26 protein-coding genes are annotated in these 21,630 nt (G+C 40.9%); 1 reads left to right on the forward strand and 25 read right to left on the reverse strand.

All coding sequences use genetic code 11. The annotated features are described in order from the left end of the window. Positions 1 to 197 precede the first annotated feature (197 nt). From aroH to MHI16_RS10515, 19 genes are all read right to left on the reverse strand, one after another. Positions 198 to 581 (reverse strand): chorismate mutase, encoded by a 384-nt coding sequence (gene aroH, locus MHI16_RS10425; protein ID WP_058014812.1) that lies wholly within the window; start codon positions 579 to 581, stop codon positions 198 to 200. Further along, positions 578 to 1,669: a 3-dehydroquinate synthase gene (gene aroB / locus MHI16_RS10430; protein WP_268465959.1), complete on the reverse strand. Its 1,092-nt coding sequence runs from the start codon at positions 1,667 to 1,669 to the stop codon at positions 578 to 580. Before aroB ends, aroH begins: the two co-directional genes overlap by 4 nt. Beyond that, complete coding sequence (aroC, locus tag MHI16_RS10435) at positions 1,669 to 2,841, reverse strand: chorismate synthase (RefSeq protein ID WP_050943842.1); 1,173 nt, start codon at positions 2,839 to 2,841, stop codon at positions 1,669 to 1,671. The genes aroB and aroC overlap by 1 nt, the downstream gene beginning before the upstream one ends. 73 nt (positions 2,842 to 2,914) lie before the next feature. Continuing rightward, on the reverse strand, positions 2,915 to 3,694 hold the full coding sequence (locus MHI16_RS10440) for a protein-glutamate O-methyltransferase CheR (protein ID WP_058014810.1): 780 nt from the start codon (positions 3,692 to 3,694) through the stop codon (positions 2,915 to 2,917). 144 nt (positions 3,695 to 3,838) lie between these two features. After that, positions 3,839 to 4,285 (reverse strand): nucleoside-diphosphate kinase, encoded by a 447-nt coding sequence (ndk, locus tag MHI16_RS10445; RefSeq protein ID WP_342497952.1) that lies wholly within the window; start codon positions 4,283 to 4,285, stop codon positions 3,839 to 3,841. A 130-nt stretch (positions 4,286 to 4,415) separates the two neighbouring features. Beyond that, a complete protein-coding gene (gene hepT, locus MHI16_RS10450) occupies positions 4,416 to 5,378 on the reverse strand; it encodes a heptaprenyl diphosphate synthase component II (protein WP_012010386.1) in 963 nt (320 codons plus the stop codon). A gap of 24 nt (positions 5,379 to 5,402) precedes the next feature. Continuing rightward, a complete protein-coding gene (locus tag MHI16_RS10455) occupies positions 5,403 to 6,107 on the reverse strand; it encodes a demethylmenaquinone methyltransferase (RefSeq protein ID WP_342497953.1) in 705 nt (234 codons plus the stop codon). Between the two features lie 3 nt (positions 6,108 to 6,110). Then, positions 6,111 to 6,878 (reverse strand): heptaprenyl diphosphate synthase component 1, encoded by a 768-nt coding sequence (locus MHI16_RS10460; RefSeq protein WP_003215666.1) that lies wholly within the window; start codon positions 6,876 to 6,878, stop codon positions 6,111 to 6,113. A gap of 114 nt (positions 6,879 to 6,992) precedes the next feature. Next, on the reverse strand, positions 6,993 to 7,223 hold the full coding sequence (gene mtrB, locus MHI16_RS10465) for a trp RNA-binding attenuation protein MtrB (protein ID WP_003216082.1): 231 nt from the start codon (positions 7,221 to 7,223) through the stop codon (positions 6,993 to 6,995). A 24-nt stretch (positions 7,224 to 7,247) separates the two neighbouring features. Then, positions 7,248 to 7,817, reverse strand: a complete 570-nt coding sequence (gene folE / locus MHI16_RS10470; RefSeq protein WP_003215789.1) for a GTP cyclohydrolase I FolE — start codon at positions 7,815 to 7,817, stop codon at positions 7,248 to 7,250. A 190-nt stretch (positions 7,818 to 8,007) separates the two neighbouring features. Next, positions 8,008 to 8,286, reverse strand: coding sequence for a non-specific DNA-binding protein Hbs (hbs, locus tag MHI16_RS10475; RefSeq protein WP_003215863.1), 279 nt, complete (start codon positions 8,284 to 8,286; stop codon positions 8,008 to 8,010). Between the two features lie 374 nt (positions 8,287 to 8,660). After that, on the reverse strand, positions 8,661 to 10,139 hold the full coding sequence (gene spoIVA / locus MHI16_RS10480; protein WP_008344534.1) for a stage IV sporulation protein A: 1,479 nt from the start codon (positions 10,137 to 10,139) through the stop codon (positions 8,661 to 8,663). Between the two features lie 204 nt (positions 10,140 to 10,343). Beyond that, entirely contained in the window at positions 10,344 to 11,069 is a 726-nt protein-coding gene (locus MHI16_RS10485) for a hypothetical protein (protein WP_268465960.1), read from the reverse strand. Between the two features lie 18 nt (positions 11,070 to 11,087). Further along, on the reverse strand, positions 11,088 to 11,291 hold the full coding sequence (locus MHI16_RS10490; RefSeq protein ID WP_034318888.1) for a DUF2768 domain-containing protein: 204 nt from the start codon (positions 11,289 to 11,291) through the stop codon (positions 11,088 to 11,090). A gap of 267 nt (positions 11,292 to 11,558) precedes the next feature. Beyond that, positions 11,559 to 12,596: an NAD(P)H-dependent glycerol-3-phosphate dehydrogenase gene (locus tag MHI16_RS10495; RefSeq protein WP_058014807.1), complete on the reverse strand. Its 1,038-nt coding sequence runs from the start codon at positions 12,594 to 12,596 to the stop codon at positions 11,559 to 11,561. A gap of 14 nt (positions 12,597 to 12,610) precedes the next feature. After that, entirely contained in the window at positions 12,611 to 13,921 is a 1,311-nt protein-coding gene (der, locus tag MHI16_RS10500; RefSeq protein WP_058014806.1) for a ribosome biogenesis GTPase Der, read from the reverse strand. A gap of 159 nt (positions 13,922 to 14,080) precedes the next feature. Beyond that, positions 14,081 to 14,275 (reverse strand): hypothetical protein, encoded by a 195-nt coding sequence (locus MHI16_RS10505; RefSeq protein ID WP_003215794.1) that lies wholly within the window; start codon positions 14,273 to 14,275, stop codon positions 14,081 to 14,083. A gap of 6 nt (positions 14,276 to 14,281) precedes the next feature. Then, positions 14,282 to 15,166, reverse strand: coding sequence for a YIEGIA family protein (locus MHI16_RS10510; RefSeq protein ID WP_058014805.1), 885 nt, complete (start codon positions 15,164 to 15,166; stop codon positions 14,282 to 14,284). Beyond that, complete coding sequence (locus tag MHI16_RS10515; RefSeq protein WP_235567050.1) at positions 15,163 to 15,537, reverse strand: hypothetical protein; 375 nt, start codon at positions 15,535 to 15,537, stop codon at positions 15,163 to 15,165. Before MHI16_RS10515 ends, MHI16_RS10510 begins: the two co-directional genes overlap by 4 nt. Positions 15,538 to 15,885: 348 nt before the next feature. Here MHI16_RS10515 and MHI16_RS10520 point away from each other — a divergent pair, with 348 nt between their 5' ends. Next, positions 15,886 to 16,017 (forward strand): YpzI family protein, encoded by a 132-nt coding sequence (locus tag MHI16_RS10520; RefSeq protein ID WP_081042314.1) that lies wholly within the window; start codon positions 15,886 to 15,888, stop codon positions 16,015 to 16,017. Positions 16,018 to 16,070: 53 nt separating this feature from the next. Here the strand turns inward: MHI16_RS10520 and fni are convergent, their stop codons facing one another. The 6 genes from fni to ypeB all read right to left on the reverse strand — a co-directional run bounded on the left by fni (position 16,071) and on the right by ypeB (position 21,623). Then, on the reverse strand, positions 16,071 to 17,138 hold the full coding sequence (gene fni / locus MHI16_RS10525) for a type 2 isopentenyl-diphosphate Delta-isomerase (protein ID WP_268465961.1): 1,068 nt from the start codon (positions 17,136 to 17,138) through the stop codon (positions 16,071 to 16,073). A 14-nt stretch (positions 17,139 to 17,152) separates the two neighbouring features. Next, complete coding sequence (rpsA, locus tag MHI16_RS10530) at positions 17,153 to 18,304, reverse strand: 30S ribosomal protein S1 (RefSeq protein ID WP_058014803.1); 1,152 nt, start codon at positions 18,302 to 18,304, stop codon at positions 17,153 to 17,155. 223 nt (positions 18,305 to 18,527) lie between these two features. Then, positions 18,528 to 19,205, reverse strand: a complete 678-nt coding sequence (gene cmk / locus MHI16_RS10535) for a (d)CMP kinase (RefSeq protein WP_058014802.1) — start codon at positions 19,203 to 19,205, stop codon at positions 18,528 to 18,530. Positions 19,206 to 19,276: 71 nt separating this feature from the next. Further along, a complete protein-coding gene (locus MHI16_RS10540; protein ID WP_034661090.1) occupies positions 19,277 to 19,459 on the reverse strand; it encodes a YpfB family protein in 183 nt (60 codons plus the stop codon). Positions 19,460 to 19,523: 64 nt separating this feature from the next. Continuing rightward, entirely contained in the window at positions 19,524 to 20,171 is a 648-nt protein-coding gene (locus MHI16_RS10545) for a flagellar brake domain-containing protein (RefSeq protein ID WP_268465963.1), read from the reverse strand. A 102-nt stretch (positions 20,172 to 20,273) separates the two neighbouring features. Then, positions 20,274 to 21,623 (reverse strand): germination protein YpeB, encoded by a 1,350-nt coding sequence (gene ypeB, locus MHI16_RS10550; RefSeq protein ID WP_268465965.1) that lies wholly within the window; start codon positions 21,621 to 21,623, stop codon positions 20,274 to 20,276. Positions 21,624 to 21,630: the final 7 nt, after the last annotated feature.

Genomic DNA, 21,630 nt, shown 5'->3' on the forward strand with positions numbered 1-21,630 from the left:
GGGGACATATAGAGGGTTTGTATGAGTATACGAAATAAGCCTAAAAGAGGGGTGCTCTTTTAGGCAGTATGATTAAATAGAAGTATCGTATCTCTGCTCAACTCTACTCATCTCAACTACCCTAGTCTCATTCTCATCTTCTCTAAACTTGCAATGCCGTTTACACCTGTGTGTAAACTTCGGCTGTTCATATCGTATTATAATTCCTTGTTTTTTGTCAACTGTAAATCAGGGCGAAGCGTCACAGCTTCTTCCAAGTACACATGCTGCACATCTTCCTGCTTTGTGTCTGTTTGGACCGTCATTAACACACGAATACAATGTTTTAAGCCGCCTTGAATGTCCAGCTCCTGCATACAAGTAACAGGCACATACGTCCACCCTTCAAACTGACGAAGGGCTTTTGCCGGAAAAACGGAGTGAATATCTTGTGTAGCTGAAATTAAGATCTGCACGACACGTTCTGGATCTACTTGATTTCTTGAAATAATCGCTTCTAGCAGCTGTTTCGTTTTATTTAATACTTCTGTTTCTGTATCTTCTTTCACTGTTGTAGCCCCACGTATCCCGCGAAACATCATAGACATCCCTCCTCCTGTTTCCATTCTTCGAGCCATTGATGCAGATCATCTTTTGTGAAAGACTGCAAGCCAGCATCTCCAACCTGTTTTAATAAAACAAATTGAACGGTTCCGCCTCTTGCCTTTTTATCACCAATCATCCGGTCAACAAATGTTTTCGTGGAAATATCTTGAGTGACTTGTACCGGAAATCCGAGTTCTTTCATCCACTCTTTTAGTTTCGTACGATTGAGACTGAGTCCCAGCTTCTTTTCGCTCACATATAGCGCAAACTGCATGCCGATTGCAATAGCATCTCCGTGCGTAATAACGCCATATCCATACTCTGCTTCAATGGCATGCCCAAGTGTATGACCTAAATTCAAAAATGCACGCACGCCTTGTTCTCTTTCGTCTTTTTGAACAATCGACGCTTTGACTTTAATCCCTTGATACAGTATATATGCCAGCTCGCTCTTTGAACATTCCGCCAAAGAACGAATAGACATCAGTTCTGATAAAAAGTCTTCACTTGAAATGAGGGCATGTTTGATGACCTCAGCAAAGCCTGACCTCATTTCAGTTTGAGATAGTGTCTCAAGCATGCTCGTATCATAGATCACGGCTTTCGGCTGATGAAAGGCACCAATTAAATTTTTACCGAGCGGGTGGTTAATCCCTGTTTTTCCGCCAACTGCACTGTCATGCGCCAATAGCGTCGTCGGAACTTGGATAAAATCAATACCTCTCATATAACTAGCAGCAACAAAGCCAGCCAAATCGCCAATTACGCCGCCTCCAAGCGCAATGATGCACGAGGAGCGATCCAGCTGAAATTGAATGGCCTTCGTATGAATATGCTCAAACTCAGCAAAAGATTTCGACTGCTCTCCGCTTGGCACAACCACTTTATGCACAGACCACTTCTGCTTAAGTAATCGAACCATTTCATCACCGTAAATGGCATCAACCGCTGTATCTGTCACGATTAAGAGCTTCGTATAGGAATGCCCCGTGGAAGTTATCAAGTCGACGATATTGCGTTTAATCCCATCACCGATATATACAGGATAAGTGGCTGAGGACGTCTTAACTTCCAGTGTTTTCATTAAAATTCCCTCTGAAGCTGGCGCATTTTGTCAACATTTTCTTTAATGCGGTCAATTTGATCAAGGCCAAACTGCTCAACTACAGCATTGGCGATTTCCCAAGCCACGACTGCTTCTGCGACAACACTTGCGGCAGGAACAGCACAGCTGTCAGAACGCTCAATGCTTGCGGAGAAAGGTTCTTTTGTTTCAATGTCAACGCTTTGAAGCGGTTTGTAAAGCGTTGGGATTGGTTTCATGACCCCTCTTACGACAATTGGCATTCCAGTTGACATTCCGCCTTCAAGACCACCTAAGCGATTTGTTTTTCTCGTATAGCCTTTTTCTTCATCCCAGATGATTTCATCATGGACCTCACTGCCATTTTTAGAAGCAGCCTCGAAGCCGATACCAAATTCGACCCCTTTAAAAGCGTTAATACTCAGAACAGCACCTGCAAGCTTGCTGTCTAATTTGCGGTCATAATGAACATAGCTTCCGACTCCAACCGGCATTCCTTCAACGATGACTTCCACAATTCCACCAATGGAATCACCGTTTTTCTTCGCTTCATCAATGGCATCCATCATTTTTTGACCTGCTTCACTGTCGTAGCAGCGAACAGGTGACTCTTCCGTTACCTTTTGCAAATCTTCAATTGATTCATATGCCGTTTGAGCTGCTTTCACTCCGCCAATTTCAAGAACGTGACCAGCTACCTTGATCCCTAAATGAGCCAGGATTTGTTTAGCGACTGCGCCTGCTGCTACGCGAACGGTAGTCTCACGGGCTGATGAACGCTCTAATACGTTTCGCATATCACGATGTCCGTATTTAATCGCACCATTTAAATCCGCATGTCCTGGTCTAGGGCGTGAAATTTGACGTTTCATTTCACTCTCTTCTTCTTCTGTGATCGGCTCTGCCCCCATCACCTTTGTCCAATGCTTCCAGTCGTTGTTTTCAACGACAAGTGCAATCGGAGAACCTAATGTTTTCCCGTGGCGAACACCGCTTAACACTTTCGCTTGGTCTTTTTCAATCTGCATTCTTCTGCCGCGGCCGTGACCTTTTTGTCTTCTAGCCAATTCATAATTGATGTCATCCTGCTCTATGTAAAGTCCCGCTGGAACGCCTTCAATAATTGTGGTCAATTGTGGACCATGTGATTCACCTGCTGTTAAGTATCTCATGACTCGATCTCCCTTCATCGCATTAACGCTTTTAAGTAAAACTATAATAACACACTTACTACTAAAAAGTCAGCTACATACCCTTCTTTTGATAAAAGAAAGTATCAGCAGATGTCAGTCCAAACTTTTCTGGGTGAAAAATTTGTTCAGTTGAACCAACAAATAATACGCCATTTGGCTTTAAACTGCTGCTCATTTTCATGTAAATCTCTTCTTTTGCCTCTTCTGTAAAGTAGATAAGGACATTTCGGCACACGATAAGATCAAGCTGTTTTTCATAAGGATCTGCTAAAAGGTTGTGCTTTTTAAATTGAATGTGCTTTCTCACTTCATCTTTCACAGTGTAAAATGAAGAATCTTCTTTTGTGAAATATTTTTGCTTGATTTGTTCTGGCACCTCTTGCAGTGATCGTTCATGATATCTTCCTTTTTGAGCTGATTGCAACACTTTATCATCAATATCAGTCGCAATAATTTGGAAGTCCTTTACAAGTGGGTGACTTGATAGCAGCATTGAGAGTGTATACGGCTCCTCTCCTGTCGAACATGCTGCACTCCATATTTTTAGGGTCCCACTGTTTTTCGAAAGCAGCGGAAGAATTTTTTGATCAAGCACTTCCCAGCGCTGATAATTTCGGTAAAATTCTGACACATTGATCGTCATTCGATCCATCGTCTCATCTAATAGTGCTCTATCCTTTTCAAGGGCAGCCGCGAACGCTTCAAAATCTCTATATCCTTTTTTATCATAAAGTGACGTTAATCTTCGTTTCATTTGCGCTTCTTTATATAAATTCAGATCCACCCCGGTTAGTTTTTTCCATTTCCCGACAAATACTTGATATTGATCCATCAAAGTCCTCTCCTGTCTCATCTATCTTTGTCCTAGTATAGCTGTTTTTATCGAAAATTTGTATCTTCTCATGCGAAATTTCGTATAGAAATATTCATATAAAAAAGCCAAGGTGCTCATTTGATGAACACCTTGGCTTGAGTTTTAATAAATCCAACTTGAGATGGTTTGATCCCAGTTTGTGAGTTCTTCTTGTTTGAAGAATAAGTTGATTTCTCTTTCAGCACTTTCTGGTGAGTCTGAGCCATGGATAATGTTTTTCCCAACCGTCAATCCATAGTCTCCTCTTATCGTGCCCGGAAGCGCTTCCTTCGGGTTTGTTTTGCCGATAATCTGTCTTGTGACATCTACTACCTGCTCACCTTGCAATACCATTGCAAATACTGGTCCTGACGTAATAAAGTCAACCAATTCCCCGAAGAATGGTTTTTCTTTATGCTCTCCGTAATGTGTTTCTGCTACTTCTTTTGGAATACTCATTAGTTTTGCTCCAACAAGCTGAAGCCCCTTTTTTTCGAATCTTGACACAATTTCACCGATTAATTGTCTTTCCACACCATCAGGTTTGACCATAAGAAATGTTTTGTCCATATACGTTCTCCACCCCGTCGTTTATGTATGTATAGGCTTACATTGTTACAAAGTGATCGTATCATTTTTTTATACAATAATCAATTTTTGACAAAAAATTTCACAAAAAAACCAATCAACAATATGTTGATTAGAATTTTCGTTTTCCAATATATTTGGCAATGGAAGCGAGTGACGTTCTTGCTCGTCCTCGAGGAAGTTTGTCCAGCTGTTCGAATGCCTTTTTCAAATACATTTCACTCACTCGAATCGAGCGGTCGATCGCATCTGTTTGTTTGAGATGTTCAATTACAGGCTTTAGCTGCATTTCTGTTGTTTCACTATTAATCAGCTTTAATTGGCCTTCGAGTGTAGGATTCTTCAGTGCATATAAGACCGGAAGTGTGACATTTCCTTGTAAAAGGTCTCCTCCAACAGGCTTACCAAGCTCTTCTTCAGTTGATGTGAAATCAAGCACATCATCAATGATCTGATAGGACATCCCGACATAGTAGCCAAACCAGTAAAGGGCTTTATGTGTTTTCTCATCTGTACCTGCTGCTATCGCACCTAACTGACAGCTGCCTGCAATAAGCAAGGCTGTTTTTCGTTTGATTCTTCTTAAATATGTACGCAGGTTTTGATCCATATTGTATTTGTCTTTCACTTGCTCGATTTCACCAAGACAGAGCTCGACAACCATCTTTGACAAAATTTCATGCGCCATTGGGTGATTGATCTTTGTCATATACTCAAGCGATCTTGCAAACATATAATCTCCTGTGTACATGGCAATTCGATTGTCCCATTTTGCCTTAATCGTTGGCTTGCCTCTTCTCAGCTCTGCATCATCAATGACATCATCGTGAACGAGCGATGCCATATGAATGAGCTCAAGCGCAACGGCAACATATTTAATTTTATTAATGTCATAGTCGCCAAACATGCCTGAAAGGAGAACAAAAACGGGGCGGATTCGTTTTCCGCCCGCTTGCAGCAAATGAAGACCCGCTTCACTTAATAATGCATAATCAGAGCGAACTGTTTGTTCAAGCTCTTTTTCAATAATATCGATATCATGATTTAAAAAAGAGATCATTGCTTTTAGTTTCATTATTTTCACCCAAATATCGTTTATTCAAAGCTTCTTTCCGATATGTGTTGCTGCTACACCGCCTGTAAATGGATGATACGAGACATCAGACAGACCCGCCTCTTCGAAAAGAGCCGCCAGTTCTTTCATGCCAGGGAACGCTTTGGCTGATTCTTGAAGCCATGAATACTCCTTATAGCTTTTGGCAAACAGTTTACCGAAGAGCGGCATGATGTATTTGAAATAGACATAGTAGCCTTGTTTAAATCCAATCATTTCAGGTTGCGATGTCTCTAGACATACAACCATTCCACCAGGCTTCACGACTCTTGTCATTTCCTTTAGCACCGTCAAGTAATCAGGCACGTTCCGTAGGCCAAAACCGATCGTGACATAATCAAATGTGCTGTCCTCAAAAGGAAGCTCCATCGCATTGCCGTGAAGCAATTCAATTTGATTATAGCCCCCAGTTTTCACCTTCGTTTCTCCAACACTCAGCATATTTTTACTAAAATCAAGGCCTTTGACTTCGCCTTTCTCTCCAACAGCATCAGCAAGCGCAATGGTCCAATCGGCTGTTCCGCAGCATACGTCTAATGCTTTGGCTCCTTTTTGAACATTCATCAGTTTCATTGTCTTATCGCGCCACTTTTTATGCTGCTTAAAGCTGATGACAGAGTTCATTTGATCATAGTTTTTATAAATTTTTTCAAATACACCGTGTACTCGCTGTTCTTTTGATTGCTGCATGACTTACCCTTCTTCCACTTTCTGATGATACGCAGGTTCATTTTTCATATGATCCAGGCGATTTAATAGCTCTTTTTGAACGACCGGAGATGAAACAAGATGCTCCTTGATTGATCGTTTGGCCTTTTCATAGCCTTCATTCTCAAAGTTGTCAAAACATGTATAGGCGTCCGTATAGCTATCGTTCAAAAAAAGTTTTAAATGTTTGTCGTCTTCTGCTTGTTTCATGAAACGTTTATAAACAAGGAAACGACTTGCAATCTCATTCCAATGCGTTAATTGAAAATGCTCAGAAACCCTTTGGAATAACGCAGACTCAACCGTTGCTACACTTTTGTAAAAGTGCGCTGCATCTTGAATGGATCGATCATACAGTCTAATTTTATGTTCATTGATTTCTTTGATCGCCGTTGCGAGGGTGCGAATCATGTAGATGTCTTTCATGTCAGAGAGAAGAGAATAGTAGAGACCGCTGAAATAGTCTCCTGCCAGGATAGTCAGCTGACGATTTTTGAATTCGTCTTGTTTGATCGCTGCAGCAGTTGTGACTTCGTCATGGGTATCAAGGGCAATTTGCACGAGCATCGCCGTTAAAATATAATTTTCTTTTTTCTCTGCATCAATTTGAGCTTCATCAAACATTGCATGAAAAAGAAGGAGCTTATCTTCATCGATGAGTGGCGCACGTAAATGTTTCGCCAAATAAGGATGAGAAAGCTTTTTATTTAATTTTATATTTAGATTAGATAAAATTCCGTAGATGTCTTGCAAAGATATCACCCTTGTCCCAAAAATTACAGTTTCATATGTAGCCCTGCACATTGTATAGAGATTTATTATACCATATCAGCTCTCACTTTTATGCTATCAAGTGCACTCAAGTATTTATTTCTTTGCTTCGCTTTGAATTTCCCCGAAGCTTGTTTGAATGACAGCATCGCCTCTTACTTTGATTGCTGACGTATGCTCAGTAAATTGTGCAATGATGACTTCACCTTTATCGAGCTTTTCGGAATGGTGAAATCTTGTATCAGAGCCTCTAGTTAGGCCGATGACATTTACACCATTTTCATTGGCTTTAATCACTACAAAATCAGATGCTTTATTTTCACTCAACCTGTTCACCTTCCATCTATTGAATTAGTCGTTTTTAATAAAGGAAAGCACTTCTGCTCTTGCCGCTGCATCATTTGCAAATGTACCGCGTACTGCTGAAGTTACTGTTTTTGCGCCTGGCTTTTTCACTCCGCGCATCGTCATACACATATGCTCTGCTTCAACGACAATCATCACGCCATGCGGATTGAGTGTTTCCACCATACTATCTGCAATGGTTGATGTGATGCGTTCCTGAAGCTGCGGGCGTTTGGCAACAGCCTCTACAGCTCTTGCAAGCTTGCTAAGTCCTGTCACTTTTCCGCCGCGCGGAATATAAGCGACATGAGCTTTTCCGTAAAAAGGTACTAGGTGGTGTTCACACATTGAATGGAAAGCAATATCTTTTACAAGAACGAGTTCTTCGTGGTCTTCACCAAAAATGGTTTTAAAATGTTCTTTTGGATCTTCATTTAATCCCGAGAACACTTCTTCATACATTTTTGCTACTCGTTTAGGGGTATCAAGAAGTCCTTCACGATCTGGATCTTCTCCGATGGCTTTTAATATATCGCGTACTGCGTGTTCAATTAGTTCTTTATTTATTTCACTCATGTATTATATCCTCCAAAGGCGATTACATTTCAATCAGATTCTAGCACACTTCAGATCCTAAAAGCAAAGGAGAGCGTTCTAAACGAACCTTTTGTTTCAAAAGGAAAAGCCCCTTATGAAAGGGGCTTTTCTAGACCAGTGTGAAACTGTATATGTATAACTCCTGCAATAGGATCATTACACATAACGATTATTTACCTGCCACCGCGTCTTTAAGTGCTTTACCTGGTTTGAAAGCAGGTACTTTGCTTGCAGGGATTTCGATCTCTGCACCAGTTTGTGGGTTACGTCCTTTACGAGCTGAACGCTCACGTACTTCAAAGTTACCAAAACCGATAAGTTGGATTTTGTCACCATTTTTAAGTGCATCTAAAATTGTATCAAAAACAGAATCAACTGCTTTTGTCGCATCTTTTTTAGATAACTCGCTTGCTTCAGCAACCGCGTTAATAAGTTCTGTCTTGTTCATGCCTTTCACCTCCTCCCAAAAATATGCATTCAATAGATTGTTATCATTTCTTCACAATTCATCTTCTTTCTATACACTTTTTTTGAAAAAAAGAGCGTCTAGAAAGCGGTATACATGGCTTTTCATTAGAAAACAACTCTTTGAAGGAATGTTTGTCCAACAAAGTGAAGATTTTCTGTAAGTAGATTAACACATATGAAATACCATATCAAGCATTTTAAAGGGAAGAATCCTTATTCGTCAAGGATTAAGGGCACTTTTGCGAACGAATATTCCTAATTTCAGCCTGAATCTGACTAATCTTTATACAATTGTCTTTTTATGACTCATTCCATACGCAAAAAAAGACCCCTGTCAATGAGAGGTCTCACATGCTATAGAATAATCGCGATCAAACCGCCTGATCCTTCGTTGATGATTCTTTCAAGTGTTTCTTTCAGTTTATATCTTGCATTTTCTGGCATCAGCGACAGCTTTGCCTGAATGCCTTCTCTGACAAGGGAGCTGAGTGAGCGCCCAAATATATCTGAATTCCAAATCGAAAGCGGATCATCTTCAAAGTCTTGCATTAAGTAGCGGACGAGTTCTTCACTTTGTTTCTCTGTTCCGATAATCGGTGCAAATTCACTTTCTACATCTACTTTAATCATATGAATAGATGGCGCAACCGCCTTTAGTCTTACGCCGAATCTTGAGCCCTGTCTGATGATTTCTGGCTCATCTAAACTCATATCTGACAAGGCCGGAGCCGCAATTCCGTATCCCGTCTGCTTCACCATTTTTAAAGCATCTGATACTTGATCATATTCTGTCTTCGCATGTGCAAAATCTTGCATGAGCTCTAGAAGATGGTCTTTCCCTCTAATTTCTACGCCAACCACTTCTTTTAGAATATGATCATATAGATCATCCGGGGCGTACAGGTCAATCTCCGCAATCCCTTGACCCATTTCAATCCCTGCTAAGCCCGCTCTTTCAATAAAGTCAAATTCACTGAACTGGCCAACAACACGGTCAACATCTCTTAATCTTTTAATATCCTTTACGGTTTCCTTCACTGAGTCCTGATAGCTTTCTCTCAGCCAATGATCTTCTTTCAGCACCATGACCCAGCTTGGAAGGTTCACATTCACCTCTAGGACTGGGAATTCATATAATGCTTCACGAAGTACACTAAGGACGTCTTGCTCTCTCATACTTTCTACACTCATGGCGAGTACTGGAATATCATATTTTTGGCTGAGCTCCTGCCGCAGCGCTTCTGTTTCAGGATGATAGGGTCTCACAGAGTTGATCACCATAATAAACGGCTTTCCAACCTCTTTGAGCTCATCAATCACACGTTCTTCAGATTCAATATAATCATGTCTTGGGATTTCCCCAATGGAACCATCCGTTGTAATCACAACACCGATGGTTGAATGCTCTTGAATGACCTTGCGTGTACCAATTTCCGCTGCTTCATGGAACGGGATTGGCTCTTCATACCACGGCGTGTTGATCATTCTTGGACCATTTTCATCTTCATACCCGCGCGCACCAGGGACTGTGTATCCTACACAATCGACAAGCCTGATGTTGACATCAAGGCCGTCACTCACATGAATCGATGCCGCTTGATTCGGTACAAATTTTGGCTCAGTGGTCATAATGGTTTTTCCTGCTGCGCTTTGCGGCAATTCATCCTGTGCTCTTGCACGATCTGCCTCATTATTGATATTCGGGAGCACCACGAGCTCCATAAACTTTTTAATAAACGTAGATTTCCCTGTACGAACAGCGCCAACGACTCCTAAATATATATCGCCTCCTGTTCGTTCAGCGATATCCTTGAAAATATCGACTTTTTCCAAGTGATCCCCTCCCGGACTTGCTATCCTCGTTTTCAAATAAAATACTCTATTCTTCAATCAAACTTGCTTGAAAGGTGTCTGGACAATATATGTGTATGACGTTGTCCTATTTGAATATGACACCTTTTTTGTTTTGAGAGTATGTTTAGCCATAAAAAAACCTTTCTCCTCATTTATATGCAGAGGAAAAAGGTTCATTCTTGTTTATGACGTCTTTTTTTCTAAAAAGTCAGGCTCACCTTTTTTGTTTATGGTATAAGGAACAGAAAACGCGGGTACAAACGGGGTTTCCTGCCAATAGACATCTTGAATGTTTTCACCTGGTTTCAGCTTTTGTTTCGTATTCTTCAAAATATGAGCAAAATCACTGCGGTAGTCCACATAGATTTCGCCATTTGATGAAATCAGTAATGGGAGGGAATTCCCTGTCACAGGACTCATGACCGTAGGCGGTGATTTTAAGCCTAGCTTTTTTTCATTTAACGTATATAAATTGTTTGATACTACTTTGCCGTATGGCGGATATGTATGTTCATCTTGATATATTTTGATTCTAAGCCGTAATTCACTGATGGTTTGCGTCATTTTGACATCAAGCAGTTTCACAGTTGGGTTTTTTTCGACGTCTGTGAGGACATAAATATATTCCCCCCCGCCTTCAAAGGAAGTAGACGGTACATCGTGTAAATATCTTGGTGACAAGCGCTTAAAGTCGATGACGTACTTCTGATAAACCGGCGTGTCTGCTTCTTTCGTTTCAATCGGCAAAAGACCATTGGTTGCTTTTTGAAATTCCTCAATCGCTGTCTGAACGCTTTGCAGCTGCTCTACGTACGGCACACGGTTTTCAGTTTTGCGATTTTCTGGATACAGACATCCTGTGAGTAATATAAATGCTAACAACGTGACACTGACTTTTGCTTTGATCATCACATTCTTCCTTTTTCTTTATTCATTGACCGGCCCGCTAAATACAACTAAAAACACAATGATACCTGATATCAGCATCAAGCTGTATGCGACGGTCGAGGCTGTTATTTTAAGAAACCGGCTTTTCAGCTTAAATCGACTGAAATAAATGGTAACTACAGCTAAAAACATGAGCCCCATCGAACCAAGTGCAAACCACATCTTGATTAAAGCAAAACTCATCGTGCCTGTCCCCCTTTAAAACGAACAAATTGTAAGCGTTTATATTTCATTCTAAACCAAAAATAAGGTAAATATCAATCATTTTTCCAATCATTCAGAAAAAAGCGTATAAAAAAAACTGAAGCAAAGAGGGGGACTCCGCTTCAGTCATTAGGTCGACTATTTTTCCTCATTCTGTAGAGGCAAAGCTCTATTCAAACTTCATTGCTATGTTATGCAAGTCTTCCCCTTCTTGCATCCTCTACATGCCTAAGTTCAGTCTTCCATTTATTTTGTTTGATTTTCAAACATGTTCACAAGGTCTTCCATTTCATGTGTTTTCACACGTGCCATCAATGATTCTACAGCATCGTCGACCTTTTTCCCTTCAAACAGGACGTGGTAAAGTGCCTCTGTAATCGGCATGCTGACTTTGTATTCTTTGGAGAGCTGATAAGCGCCTTTTGTTGTACGGACGCCTTCGACAACCATCCCCATTTTTTCAAGCACTTCTTCAAGCTTATACCCTTTACCAAGCAAATTTCCGCAGCGCCAGTTACGTGAATGAACACTTGTACATGTCACGATCAAATCTCCAACGCCCGTTAAGCCGGCAAATGTCAGAGGATTCCCCCCCATTTTTGTACCGAGACGTGCGATTTCAGCGAGTCCTCTAGTGATGAGCGCCGCTTTTGCATTGTCACCATATCCAAGCCCGTCTGTGATCCCTGCCGCAAGAGCAATGATATTTTTCAGTGCGCCGCCAATTTCTACACCAATCACATCAGGGTTTGTGTATACTCTAAAGTTGTTGTTCATGAACAAATCTTGAACAAATTGAGCCGCTTCAATATTTTCTGATGAGACAGTGACAGTTGTCGGATGACGCAAGCCTACTTCCTCAGCATGGCTCGGTCCTGATAAGACGATGACAGCTTCTCTTTTCTCATCCGGGACTTCTTGTTCAATCATTTGAGATATTCTGAGAAGTGTATCTGGTTCAATTCCTTTACTTACATGGACAAACGGCACTTTCGACGTAATCAGCTCATTTGCCTGCTTCAACACTTCACGAATGGCCTTTGTTGGCACAGCAACAATAATAGCGTCTGTCCCCTCTAACGCCTGCTTCATGTCTGTCGTCGCCTGGATAGACGCTGGCAGTGCGACATTTGGCAAGTAATCATGATTTTCATGTTTCTCATTGATTTGGTCAATGAGCTCTTGTCTATGTCCCCACATGTGTACATTATGATGATTATCAGCTAATACAAGAGCAAGAGCTGTTCCCCAGCTTCCTGCTCCAAGTACTGAAATTTTCTTCATTCTGCTCACCCTTTTTATTTTCTCGCTCTCGCAAATATTTTAATCGGTGTTCCTTCAAAACCAAACGCATCTCGAATGCGGTTTTCTAGGAAACGTTCATAAGAAAAGTGCATAAGCTCTGGATCGTTTACAAACACAACAAAGGACGGAGGCTTAATTGCCACCTGTGTCGCATAATAAATTTTCAGGCGCTGTCCATTATGAGTCGGCGTTGGATTCATGGCTACTGCATCCATGATGATATCGTTTAAAATATTCGTTTGAACGCGCATCGCATGATTTTCACTAGCTGTAATAATGGACGGCATTAACGTATGAATTCTCTTTTTCGTGAGAGCAGACATAAACAAGACAGGAGCATAATCTAGGAATTGAAAATGCTCACGAATGTTTTGCTCAAATTCCTTCATCGTACGCTCATCTTTTTCAACAGCGTCCCATTTGTTCACAACGATTACAACGGCTTTACCAGCTTCGTGTGCATAGCCTGCAATACGTTTATCCTGCTCAATAATGCCTTCTTCACCATCAAGAACAACAGCGACAACATCAGAACGATCAATGGCTTTTAATGCACGAAGCACACTGTATTTTTCTGTTGTTTCGTATACTTTTCCTTTTTTTCTCATACCTGCTGTATCAACAATGACAAAGTCACGCTGATTGTACGTAAACATCGTATCGACAGCATCTCTTGTTGTACCAGCGATGTTGCTGACAATGACTCGGTCTTCTCCGAGCATCGCATTCACTAAAGAAGATTTCCCTACATTCGGGCGACCGATTAAGCAGAACTGGACAACTTGTTCATCATACTGCGTATCTGGTAAGTTCTTAAAGTGTTCTGCAACTGCATCAAGAAGATCACCAAGACCTAATCCATGCGTTCCAGAAATCGGAAATGGATCGCCAAATCCTAGTGCATAAAAGTCATACACATCACTTCTCATTTCAGGGTTGTCCAGTTTATTGACAGCAAGTACAACTGGCTTTTTCGTGCGATATAAAATTTTTGCGACTTCTTCATCCGCAGATGTCACACCATCTCGGCCATTCACCATAAAGATGATAACATCCGCTTCATCCATTGCAATTTCTGCTTGATGGCGAATTTGCGCTAAAAATGGCTCATCTCCAATATCAATTCCACCAGTATCTATTAAGTTAAAGTCATAATTTAACCATTCAGCAGAGCTATAAATACGATCTCTTGTTACACCAGGTGTGTCTTCTACAATCGATATTCTTTCGCCTGCGATTCGATTAAAAATTGTAGATTTTCCAACGTTGGGCCTTCCAACAATGGCTACGACAGGTTTACCCATAGTACCCTTCCTTTCAATCCAGCCGCGATTCAATATGTTCATCATCATGTTTCAACCGGGATTTAAAATTTTCATTCAGTTTTATGAAATAAACCCTTCAAACATGAAGGGTTCAACTTATATATTATATCAATTTTTAATCAGACCACAATGAATAACTTAAAAATGTTTGACAATCAAGTAAAGATCTTCTCCAATTCCGTGTGCAATTCCATCTAAAATGGCCTCTAAATTCATGGCGTACATGTCGAGTTCTTCTTTATTTTCGCAGAAAAAAACGGCTGTTCCGCCCATGACCCGCTCTTTATTTGTTGTAGCCACAGCGAGTATAAATTGTTCAATGGTGTTCGCCATGCCCTATTACCTCACTTTCTTTTTTATGAACTCTGTCGGCATTCTGATGGCATTTTCTAAAATAGGTACTTCTTCCAATACACGGACAGCGAGATCTTCACGATACCATTGCGGTAAAATGAACACACCAAGTGTACCGTTATTCAAATCACGCTTTGCGAGCGGACAGAGTGATGGTTCACCAGAGTCGCGATACACACCAAGTACATTGGATAAATCAAATAAAATGGCCTGCCGCTGCCCAAGGTTGGCAATCGTTGTGGCTGCGTTGAAATTTTTTGGTGTCAAAACAAAGCCCATCCCATGCTCCAAAATGAGCTTTTGCTTTTCAGGCAGTCCGATATTCATGATGTAAATATCGTTCACATAAAGCCCTGCCCCATCAAAGCGAAGCTCTCCTTTTTGTATGTTGACGATATCCTTTAATTGGCTTCCAGACATTAATAGCTTTGCCAAGAAAAAACAAAGAATACCGACCACTGTCCCAATAACGAGCGAGAAGAAAATACAAGCTGTGGTCGTAATCAGTGCCGTGAGAATCGCAATATAATTTCGGCTTTCAAAGGCAATGGCAATGCCTTCTATATATGTACTTCCTCTTGAGACTAGCTCATATGAATCCATTTGAGTTAACGTATTTCTTTCCATATTGCGGACATCTCGGAATTGTGTGGCTGCCAGCGTGAGAAAGGTAATCGCCGTAAATTCCTCCTGAATGAGTGCAGGCATAATGATCGCACCAAGTCCTGAAGCGATAAAACCAAGCGCAATGTGAATCACTTGTCCATGAATATATGTTGGGTATTGCCGGTAATCTGTTCTTAACATGTAAAGCCTTGCCGCCATCCCAAAGATGACACCAATAATCACAGGAAACGTATAATCCGTCATGTTGATTTTGCAGCCCCTTTTACTGGTTTTCTTGATGAATGGGCGTTCAAGAGTTTTTCAAGCTGATCGACACCTAATAGGAAGATGGACCCTTGAACAACAAGGGACAGAAAAGAGAGATCTCCTATGACAATCGATGATGTCAGGCGGTGAATCGTGAGCGCATAAAGGGCTTCGCCAAGACATACAGCCATCATCCATAAGGTGACACGTTCTGTGAAATGATGTCCATATGTCAAAGACATCAAGATCAGCAAGGCAAATACGACCCAATCCACTTTTATTAGCGTGAACCAAACTGGGTCATATAATGCAAAAATCATAAAAAAGGCATATGCGCTCACCATAGAACCTAATTGTATGATTCTCATTATTTGATGCCCAGACCGGAATATAACAAAACACGCACATGCATATAAAAAGGTCATTAAGTACCCCGCATTCAGGATCATATCAAATATAGATATCATGAAATGACTACATATAATATGGACAAGGACAAAGATGCCTAGCACATTGCGCCATAAGCTTTTTTCCATAATAAATGTCACGATAATCCAAACGAACCATATGGACCAATAATAGTACAAAGCCTCCAACGTCTCATCACCTCAATTACATTATGGGAAAATCCCCAATTTTTAAACGTAAGGGATCGCTTTGGGCATTGTATGAAATAAACAAGAGGTGACACCCTAATAGTTGAGGAGGGATGCATGATGGGAAAAGATAGACAGGAAAAACGCTTAAAGGCATCAAAAAGAGTGGAATCTGACCGTGATCAATCCATTCATCATAAAGGGGCAACAGCATTAGAAGGTCCAGATAGCGCGCGAAAAAGAAATCAATAAAAAAAGGCATGTGATGACCACATGCCTTAAATGATGAAGGGCTAAACTTGCTTTTAGTCCTTTTTCTTATTTGATCTTAAACTATAGTACGTTGTGTCGATGCCTCTTTCTTTGAGCCAATGACTCGTTTCACCTGAAATGACTAATGGGGTTTGTCTCAGCTCTTCAATGGTCTTCACGCCAAGGACTGTCATCATCATCTTCACATCTTCTTGAAGATCTATGATATCACCGATGAGGCCGCTCTCCCCTCCGTCAGTCAGTGATTTTAAGAAAAAACCAGCTAGACCAGCAGCGGATGCGCCAAGAGCAATTGATTTTGTGACATCAAGGGCGTCTTGTATACCTCCCGAGGCTAAAACCGTTTGGTCCGGAAAACTTGTATGTACTTCAGCAAGACTCGCTGCAGTTGGAATCCCCCATTGATTAAAATAATGAAGTGCTTTTTGGCGGCGAAGATTTTCGATCTTAGAAAAGTTCGTACCACCAAATCCGCCTACATCAACTGCGGCAATCCCAGCTTGAAATAACTTTTTGGCCGTTTCCTTGCTCATGCCAAATCCAACTTCTTTGACGACAACTGGCACACCAACTGATTCATTGATGGCTGCGATACGCTCAAGTGCCCCCCTGAAATCACGGTCTCCCTCAGGCATGACAATCTCTTGAATCACATTTAAATGAATCTGGAGCATATTGGCCTCCAGCATCTCAACGGCTTCCTTCGCTTGCTCAATCGTTGCCTCACTGCCTAAGTTCGCAAAGACAATTCCATTTGGATTCACTTTTCGAACAACTTCATACGTACGTCTTTCCTCTTTATCTTTCAGCGCAGCCATTTGTGATCCAACTGCCACCGGAATATTGGTTTCCTTCGCTGCGATTGATAAAGAGCGATTTATCTCATAGGTCGATTTTCCGCCCCCGCCAGTCATTGCATTGATAAAAATTGGCGAACCGAAAATCAGTCCGCCAATTGTTGTATGTGTATCAATTTGTGATGTCGCAAGATCTGGTAAACCGACGTGAACGAAGGAAACATCTTTTAAACCTGTTTCTGCATGCTGTCCAGTGGACAGGGCATGTTCAATATGCTGTTTCTTTCTTTCTGCTCGCGTCAATTTTGATCACCAAATTATTTTAATTTATTGAGCTTATCGCCGATCAGGTCACCAAGCTGGAATCCGCTTGTATTTTCTTCTTTCGCCTGATATTGACGATAATTCTCTTCGATTTGTTTTTCAGGATTTTCTTCTAAATCACGGATGCTTAGTGAAATGCGCTCTTCATCTTCATTCACATCAAGCACTTTTACTTTCACAGTCTGCCCTTCTTCAAGGACTTCATGTGGTGTACCGATATGTTTATGAGAGATTTGGGAAATATGCACAAGTCCTTCGACGCCTGGCAGAATTTCAACAAATGCACCAAAGCTCACAAGACGTTGGACAGTTCCTTCAAGCACATCACCTTGTTTTACCTTTTCGCCAATCTGGCTCCAAGGTCCTGGTAATGTTTCTTTAATAGATAGTGAGATACGCTCGTTATCACGATCAACAGCAAGTACTTTGACCTGGACTTCCTGGCCTTCTTCCACTACGTCAGATGGCTTTTCAACATGCGAATGGGATAGTTGAGAAATGTGAACCAATCCATCAATTCCGCCAATGTCTACAAATGCACCAAAATCAGTAAGGCGCTGCACTTTACCATCAATCACACTGCCTACCTCAAGTTTTTGCAAGAAGTCTTGCTTTTTGTCTAATTGCTCTTGCTCTACTACTGCACGGTGCGAGAGAATCACACGATTTTTTTCGCGGTCCAGTTCAACCACGACAAGTGAGAGTGTTTTACCTTTGTAGTCTGAAAAGTCCTCAACATAGTGCGCTTCTACAAGAGATGCAGGAATAAATCCACGCACACCAATATCTACGACAAGACCACCTTTTACAACGTCTTTTACTTCAGCTTCAAATACTTCTTTTGTTTCAAACTTTTTCTCTAGGTCTTCCCAAGCGCGGTCTGCATCAACAGCACGTTTCGATAAAATCAAAGCATCGTCTTCGACTTTTGTTACTTTAAGCTCTAATTCGTCGCCATCTTTCACGACATCTGATGCTTTTTCAACGTGAAGACTTGATAATTCACTGATTGGGATGATCCCAGGCTGTTTCACATTGACGATATCTACATTGACATGCTTGTCCTCAACTTTAGAAACAATCCCTTTCACTACATCTCCAACCTCTGGTACCTGAACATCGATTTGATTCATTTCCTCTGTCATTTCGATAACCTCCTTGGTCCAAACCTACACAGCTTAGTTAAAACGACTGGGTGAATATGTGTCTTAAGCATGATGATTGCCAGCCGAGTATGTATTATAGAAACATTCAAATCAACAGAATTGCTTGAATGATCAATAAAAATAGTATTAGTATAAACTTCTAATAAAAGACCTTGTTTGTCAAGAGATAAACCTCTAACTTATAAAAGTTTTCTAAAATTTCTTACTGTTTCTCCACGCGGTCTGCTGCATCTAAAATTTTACCTGCTACCTCTTGAATGGAAAGAGAAGTGGTGTCAATTTCAATGGCGTCATCCGCTTTCTTAAGCGGTGAAACTTCGCGCTCAGAGTCAAGCTTGTCACGTCTTGCAATCTCTTCGATCAGCTGATCGTAATTAACATCGTAGCCTTTTTTCTGATTCTCTTCAAAGCGGCGTTTTGCTCTTTCTTCTACAGATGCAAGTAAGAAAATTTTCACTTCGGCATCAGGAAGAACGTGCGTACCTATGTCTCTTCCGTCCATCACGACACCGCCTTTTTTACCAAGCTCTTGCTGCCTGCGGACCATTTCTTCCCGAACAGCTCTGTGCTTTGCAACAACCGATACTTGGTTGCTCACGCGGTCTGTGCGGATCTCCTCTGTCACATCGGTATTGTCTAGATGAACTTTTTGACCCTCGCCTGTTGAGACAAGTTCAATCACTGTTTTCTTCAGTAGTGCATCAAGCGCCTGCTCGTCTTCAAGATCTACACCATGGTGAAGTGCCGCAAGCGTAATCGCGCGGTACATGGCACCTGTATCGATATAAATATAAGATTTTTTTGCTGCGACAATTTTTGCCACAGTGCTTTTTCCTGCTGCTGCAGGACCGTCAATTGCAATAGATAATTTCTTTTTCATAATACCTCTCCTTGATTGAATCTCCCTTATGAATTGTAACACGATCACCGGTCAAACGGGGGAATTTTCTATTAATCCTTCTGCTTAAACGTCTCGATCCAATCTTCAATGCTCATGTTATTTACACCCTCGTATTGCACGACTTTTGACAAAAATAGCTCTCCTTTTGTCAAATGAAGTGTGATCTGAACGGCTAATAATAAGACAAGCTGAATGAGCACCGCTTTCAATAACCATCTTTCCATTGTCTTCATACAAAAAGCCTCCACGCTAGATTCTATTACCTCTAGTATGGAAGCTTTTAACATCCTTTATTCTTTATGCTTTTTTCACACGTGTTAAAAGCTGCTGCTGGAAGCAGTACTTCATAATGTGCTGCTGCTGATCATTTGTGATCTCAGAAAACTCCATGATCGCTCTTGTTTTGCCAGTCTGCTCATCTTGATAGACTCGGCTCATCTCTGCAACCGCTTTAATTTTGACAGGCTCTTTCAGCGGAAGTTCAAACTCTGTGATCACTTCTCCGTATTCTTTCATTGAGACACCTTCAGGAACAGCAATGGCTAAGCCGCCAGCACTCATATTGACAATAAACGTGTCAAAGGATTCTTCATCCGTTTGCGTAATCGAGGCTTTGACCATTGTATCGACTCTCAGATATTCTCTACGCTGAAGGCGAATCATTTCTTCTTTTGGCGGAATGGAAATGACGATCATCGGAACATCTTCTTTCCTCTTGCCGATGACTTCGCTTGTGCATTTGTATGGAACTTGATTTTCATCGAAAAAGAAAACGGTGACTTCTGTTTGCTGGTTTAAATAGATTGTGCGTCCTGTTTCTTTATCAGCTGGATAATTAATGCAAATATCATCGTTATTATTTTCCAAAACTTTCGATTTTGCAGTTTTCACTTCTTTGTTCTCATTGACATATTCAATTGTGATTGCATCCCCTATTTGTAACATTCCTCATCACTCTTTTCATCTGTGAAATCATATCCTCTCCTATATTAAACCATGTATAAAACAAAAGGAAAAGGCTTATTCGCCTTTTCCTTGCTCTCTTTTTTATAGGTCTTTATATATAGATTCTGCATTTTTTAGTTTATCTACTCGCTCTTCTTTTCCAGTATCTGCATTAATGAACATTCGATACGTATCATTTTTTATCGTCCCAAGGAACTCATAGCATAAAACTTCCTCTGACATATCGTTTTGAACAATCGCTATATGAACATCTTCGATTTTCACATGCTGATTGAGCGTTTTCTTCGCTTCTTTTTGTGAGATTTTAGGTGCTTTGATGTCTCTTGTTTTATGATTCGTTAAATAGTCTTTCGCTGAAAATCCAACCACTTCACCATCGTCTAATGCGACCTTCATTCGTATACTATCTGGATAAAGCAGTACATTTTTTTGAAGAGGAACATAGGTAAATACACCGATATTATCAAATTGCGCACTTTCATCTAAATGGAACGACTCTGCATCAAATCCTTGCTTCTTTAAGAAGCTGAGTGCTTTTTCTGATGCTTGATTTAAACTGATTTTCTGTTTTTTCACGTCACGATTTTGAAGAAGGTAAACTGGGTGTCCTCCTTTTTCAGTCAAGTCTAAATAGAAATTCGCTTTACTATCAGGATCTGACATCGATAAGCTGTACACATCTCGATTGGTTTTGCTTCCGCTTTTTCTCACCTTAAAATGTTGATTATGATCAGGTGCGAATTGCTGGGCAATGCGTATCGCTTCTTTCTTTGAAATTTTTTTACCTTTTAAATGATTGTAGCCGCGTGTTTCTGCTTCTGTGGACACATTTGTCGGTCCGAGATCGACATCTGCAAATGCATCTGCATTTCTCTCGACTGTTTTCAACCCGTCAATGATGGTGTTATCATTCTTTCGGTCACCATCAGCAAGTGCCATTTCAACATCCATCCATTTTAAATTTTTGTTGAGGACGAGATGCTGCACTTGTCTCAGTTCGTTTTGAATATCAGATGCTTGTTGATATAAAGACGTAATGGTTTTGTGCGTATTTTTGTTTAATGGTTCATCTGATAAGGATTTGATTGATGATTTGTAGCTAAAGTCTCCGACATTCGCCAAAAATTCTTCCGTTTTGTTAAAAGGCATTAATGTGAGCGGAAGCTGACTCACATTGTTATGTGCTTCTGATGACATTCTCCATACATCTGCAAGTGCTGGTGAAATCGACGATTGGCTGTTCATCGCAAGCGTTGCCCCAAGTTTGTCGTGCAGCTGATCCACTTGGTACGTTAAATCGTGGAAAGCCCTCTGATAGTTGTTCTCTGCGTGCAGCAGCACTGCGTCTTTTTCTTGATGCTCTTTATAGCCCCAATAACCTGTTGAGATGACAGCAATTCCTAAAATGGCAATCAATATTCCTCTGATCATTTATTTA

Origin of the sequence: Bacillus sp. FSL K6-0923, assembly GCF_038630825.1 — a bacterium.
GTDB lineage: Bacteria > Bacillota > Bacilli > Bacillales > Bacillaceae > Bacillus > Bacillus pumilus.

Bases quoted from the DNA above. Each gene is read 5' to 3' on its own strand.
- aroH (WP_058014812.1), bottom strand. From the start codon at position 581: ATGATGTTTCGCGGGATACGTGGGGCTACAACAGTGAAAGAAGATACA.
- aroB (WP_268465959.1), bottom strand. From the start codon at position 1,669: ATGAAAACACTGGAAGTTAAGACGTCCTCAGCCACTTATCCTGTATAT.
- aroC (WP_050943842.1), bottom strand. From the start codon at position 2,841: ATGAGATACTTAACAGCAGGTGAATCACATGGTCCACAATTGACCACA.
- MHI16_RS10440 (WP_058014810.1), bottom strand. From the start codon at position 3,694: ATGGATCAATATCAAGTATTTGTCGGGAAATGGAAAAAACTAACCGGG.
- ndk (WP_342497952.1), bottom strand. From the start codon at position 4,285: ATGGACAAAACATTTCTTATGGTCAAACCTGATGGTGTGGAAAGACAA.
- hepT (WP_012010386.1), bottom strand. From the start codon at position 5,378: ATGAAACTAAAAGCAATGATCTCTTTTTTAAATCATGATATCGATATT.
- MHI16_RS10455 (WP_342497953.1), bottom strand. From the start codon at position 6,107: ATGCAGCAATCAAAAGAACAGCGAGTACACGGTGTATTTGAAAAAATT.
- folE (WP_003215789.1), bottom strand. From the start codon at position 7,817: ATGAGTGAAATAAATAAAGAACTAATTGAACACGCAGTACGCGATATA.
- hbs (WP_003215863.1), bottom strand. From the start codon at position 8,286: ATGAACAAGACAGAACTTATTAACGCGGTTGCTGAAGCAAGCGAGTTA.
- MHI16_RS10485 (WP_268465960.1), bottom strand. From the start codon at position 11,069: ATGATCAAAGCAAAAGTCAGTGTCACGTTGTTAGCATTTATATTACTC.
- MHI16_RS10490 (WP_034318888.1), bottom strand. From the start codon at position 11,291: ATGAGTTTTGCTTTAATCAAGATGTGGTTTGCACTTGGTTCGATGGGG.
- MHI16_RS10495 (WP_058014807.1), bottom strand. From the start codon at position 12,596: ATGAAGAAAATTTCAGTACTTGGAGCAGGAAGCTGGGGAACAGCTCTT.
- der (WP_058014806.1), bottom strand. From the start codon at position 13,921: ATGGGTAAACCTGTCGTAGCCATTGTTGGAAGGCCCAACGTTGGAAAA.
- MHI16_RS10505 (WP_003215794.1), bottom strand. From the start codon at position 14,275: ATGGCGAACACCATTGAACAATTTATACTCGCTGTGGCTACAACAAAT.
- MHI16_RS10510 (WP_058014805.1), bottom strand. From the start codon at position 15,166: ATGACGGATTATACGTTTCCTGTGATTATTGGTGTCATCTTTGGGATG.
- MHI16_RS10515 (WP_235567050.1), bottom strand. From the start codon at position 15,537: ATGAGAATCATACAATTAGGTTCTATGGTGAGCGCATATGCCTTTTTT.
- MHI16_RS10520 (WP_081042314.1), top strand. From the start codon at position 15,886: ATGGGAAAAGATAGACAGGAAAAACGCTTAAAGGCATCAAAAAGAGTG.
- rpsA (WP_058014803.1), bottom strand. From the start codon at position 18,304: ATGACAGAGGAAATGAATCAAATCGATGTTCAGGTACCAGAGGTTGGA.
- cmk (WP_058014802.1), bottom strand. From the start codon at position 19,205: ATGAAAAAGAAATTATCTATTGCAATTGACGGTCCTGCAGCAGCAGGA.
- MHI16_RS10540 (WP_034661090.1), bottom strand. From the start codon at position 19,459: ATGAAGACAATGGAAAGATGGTTATTGAAAGCGGTGCTCATTCAGCTT.
- MHI16_RS10545 (WP_268465963.1), bottom strand. From the start codon at position 20,171: ATGTTACAAATAGGGGATGCAATCACAATTGAATATGTCAATGAGAAC.
- ypeB (WP_268465965.1), bottom strand. From the start codon at position 21,623: ATGATCAGAGGAATATTGATTGCCATTTTAGGAATTGCTGTCATCTCA.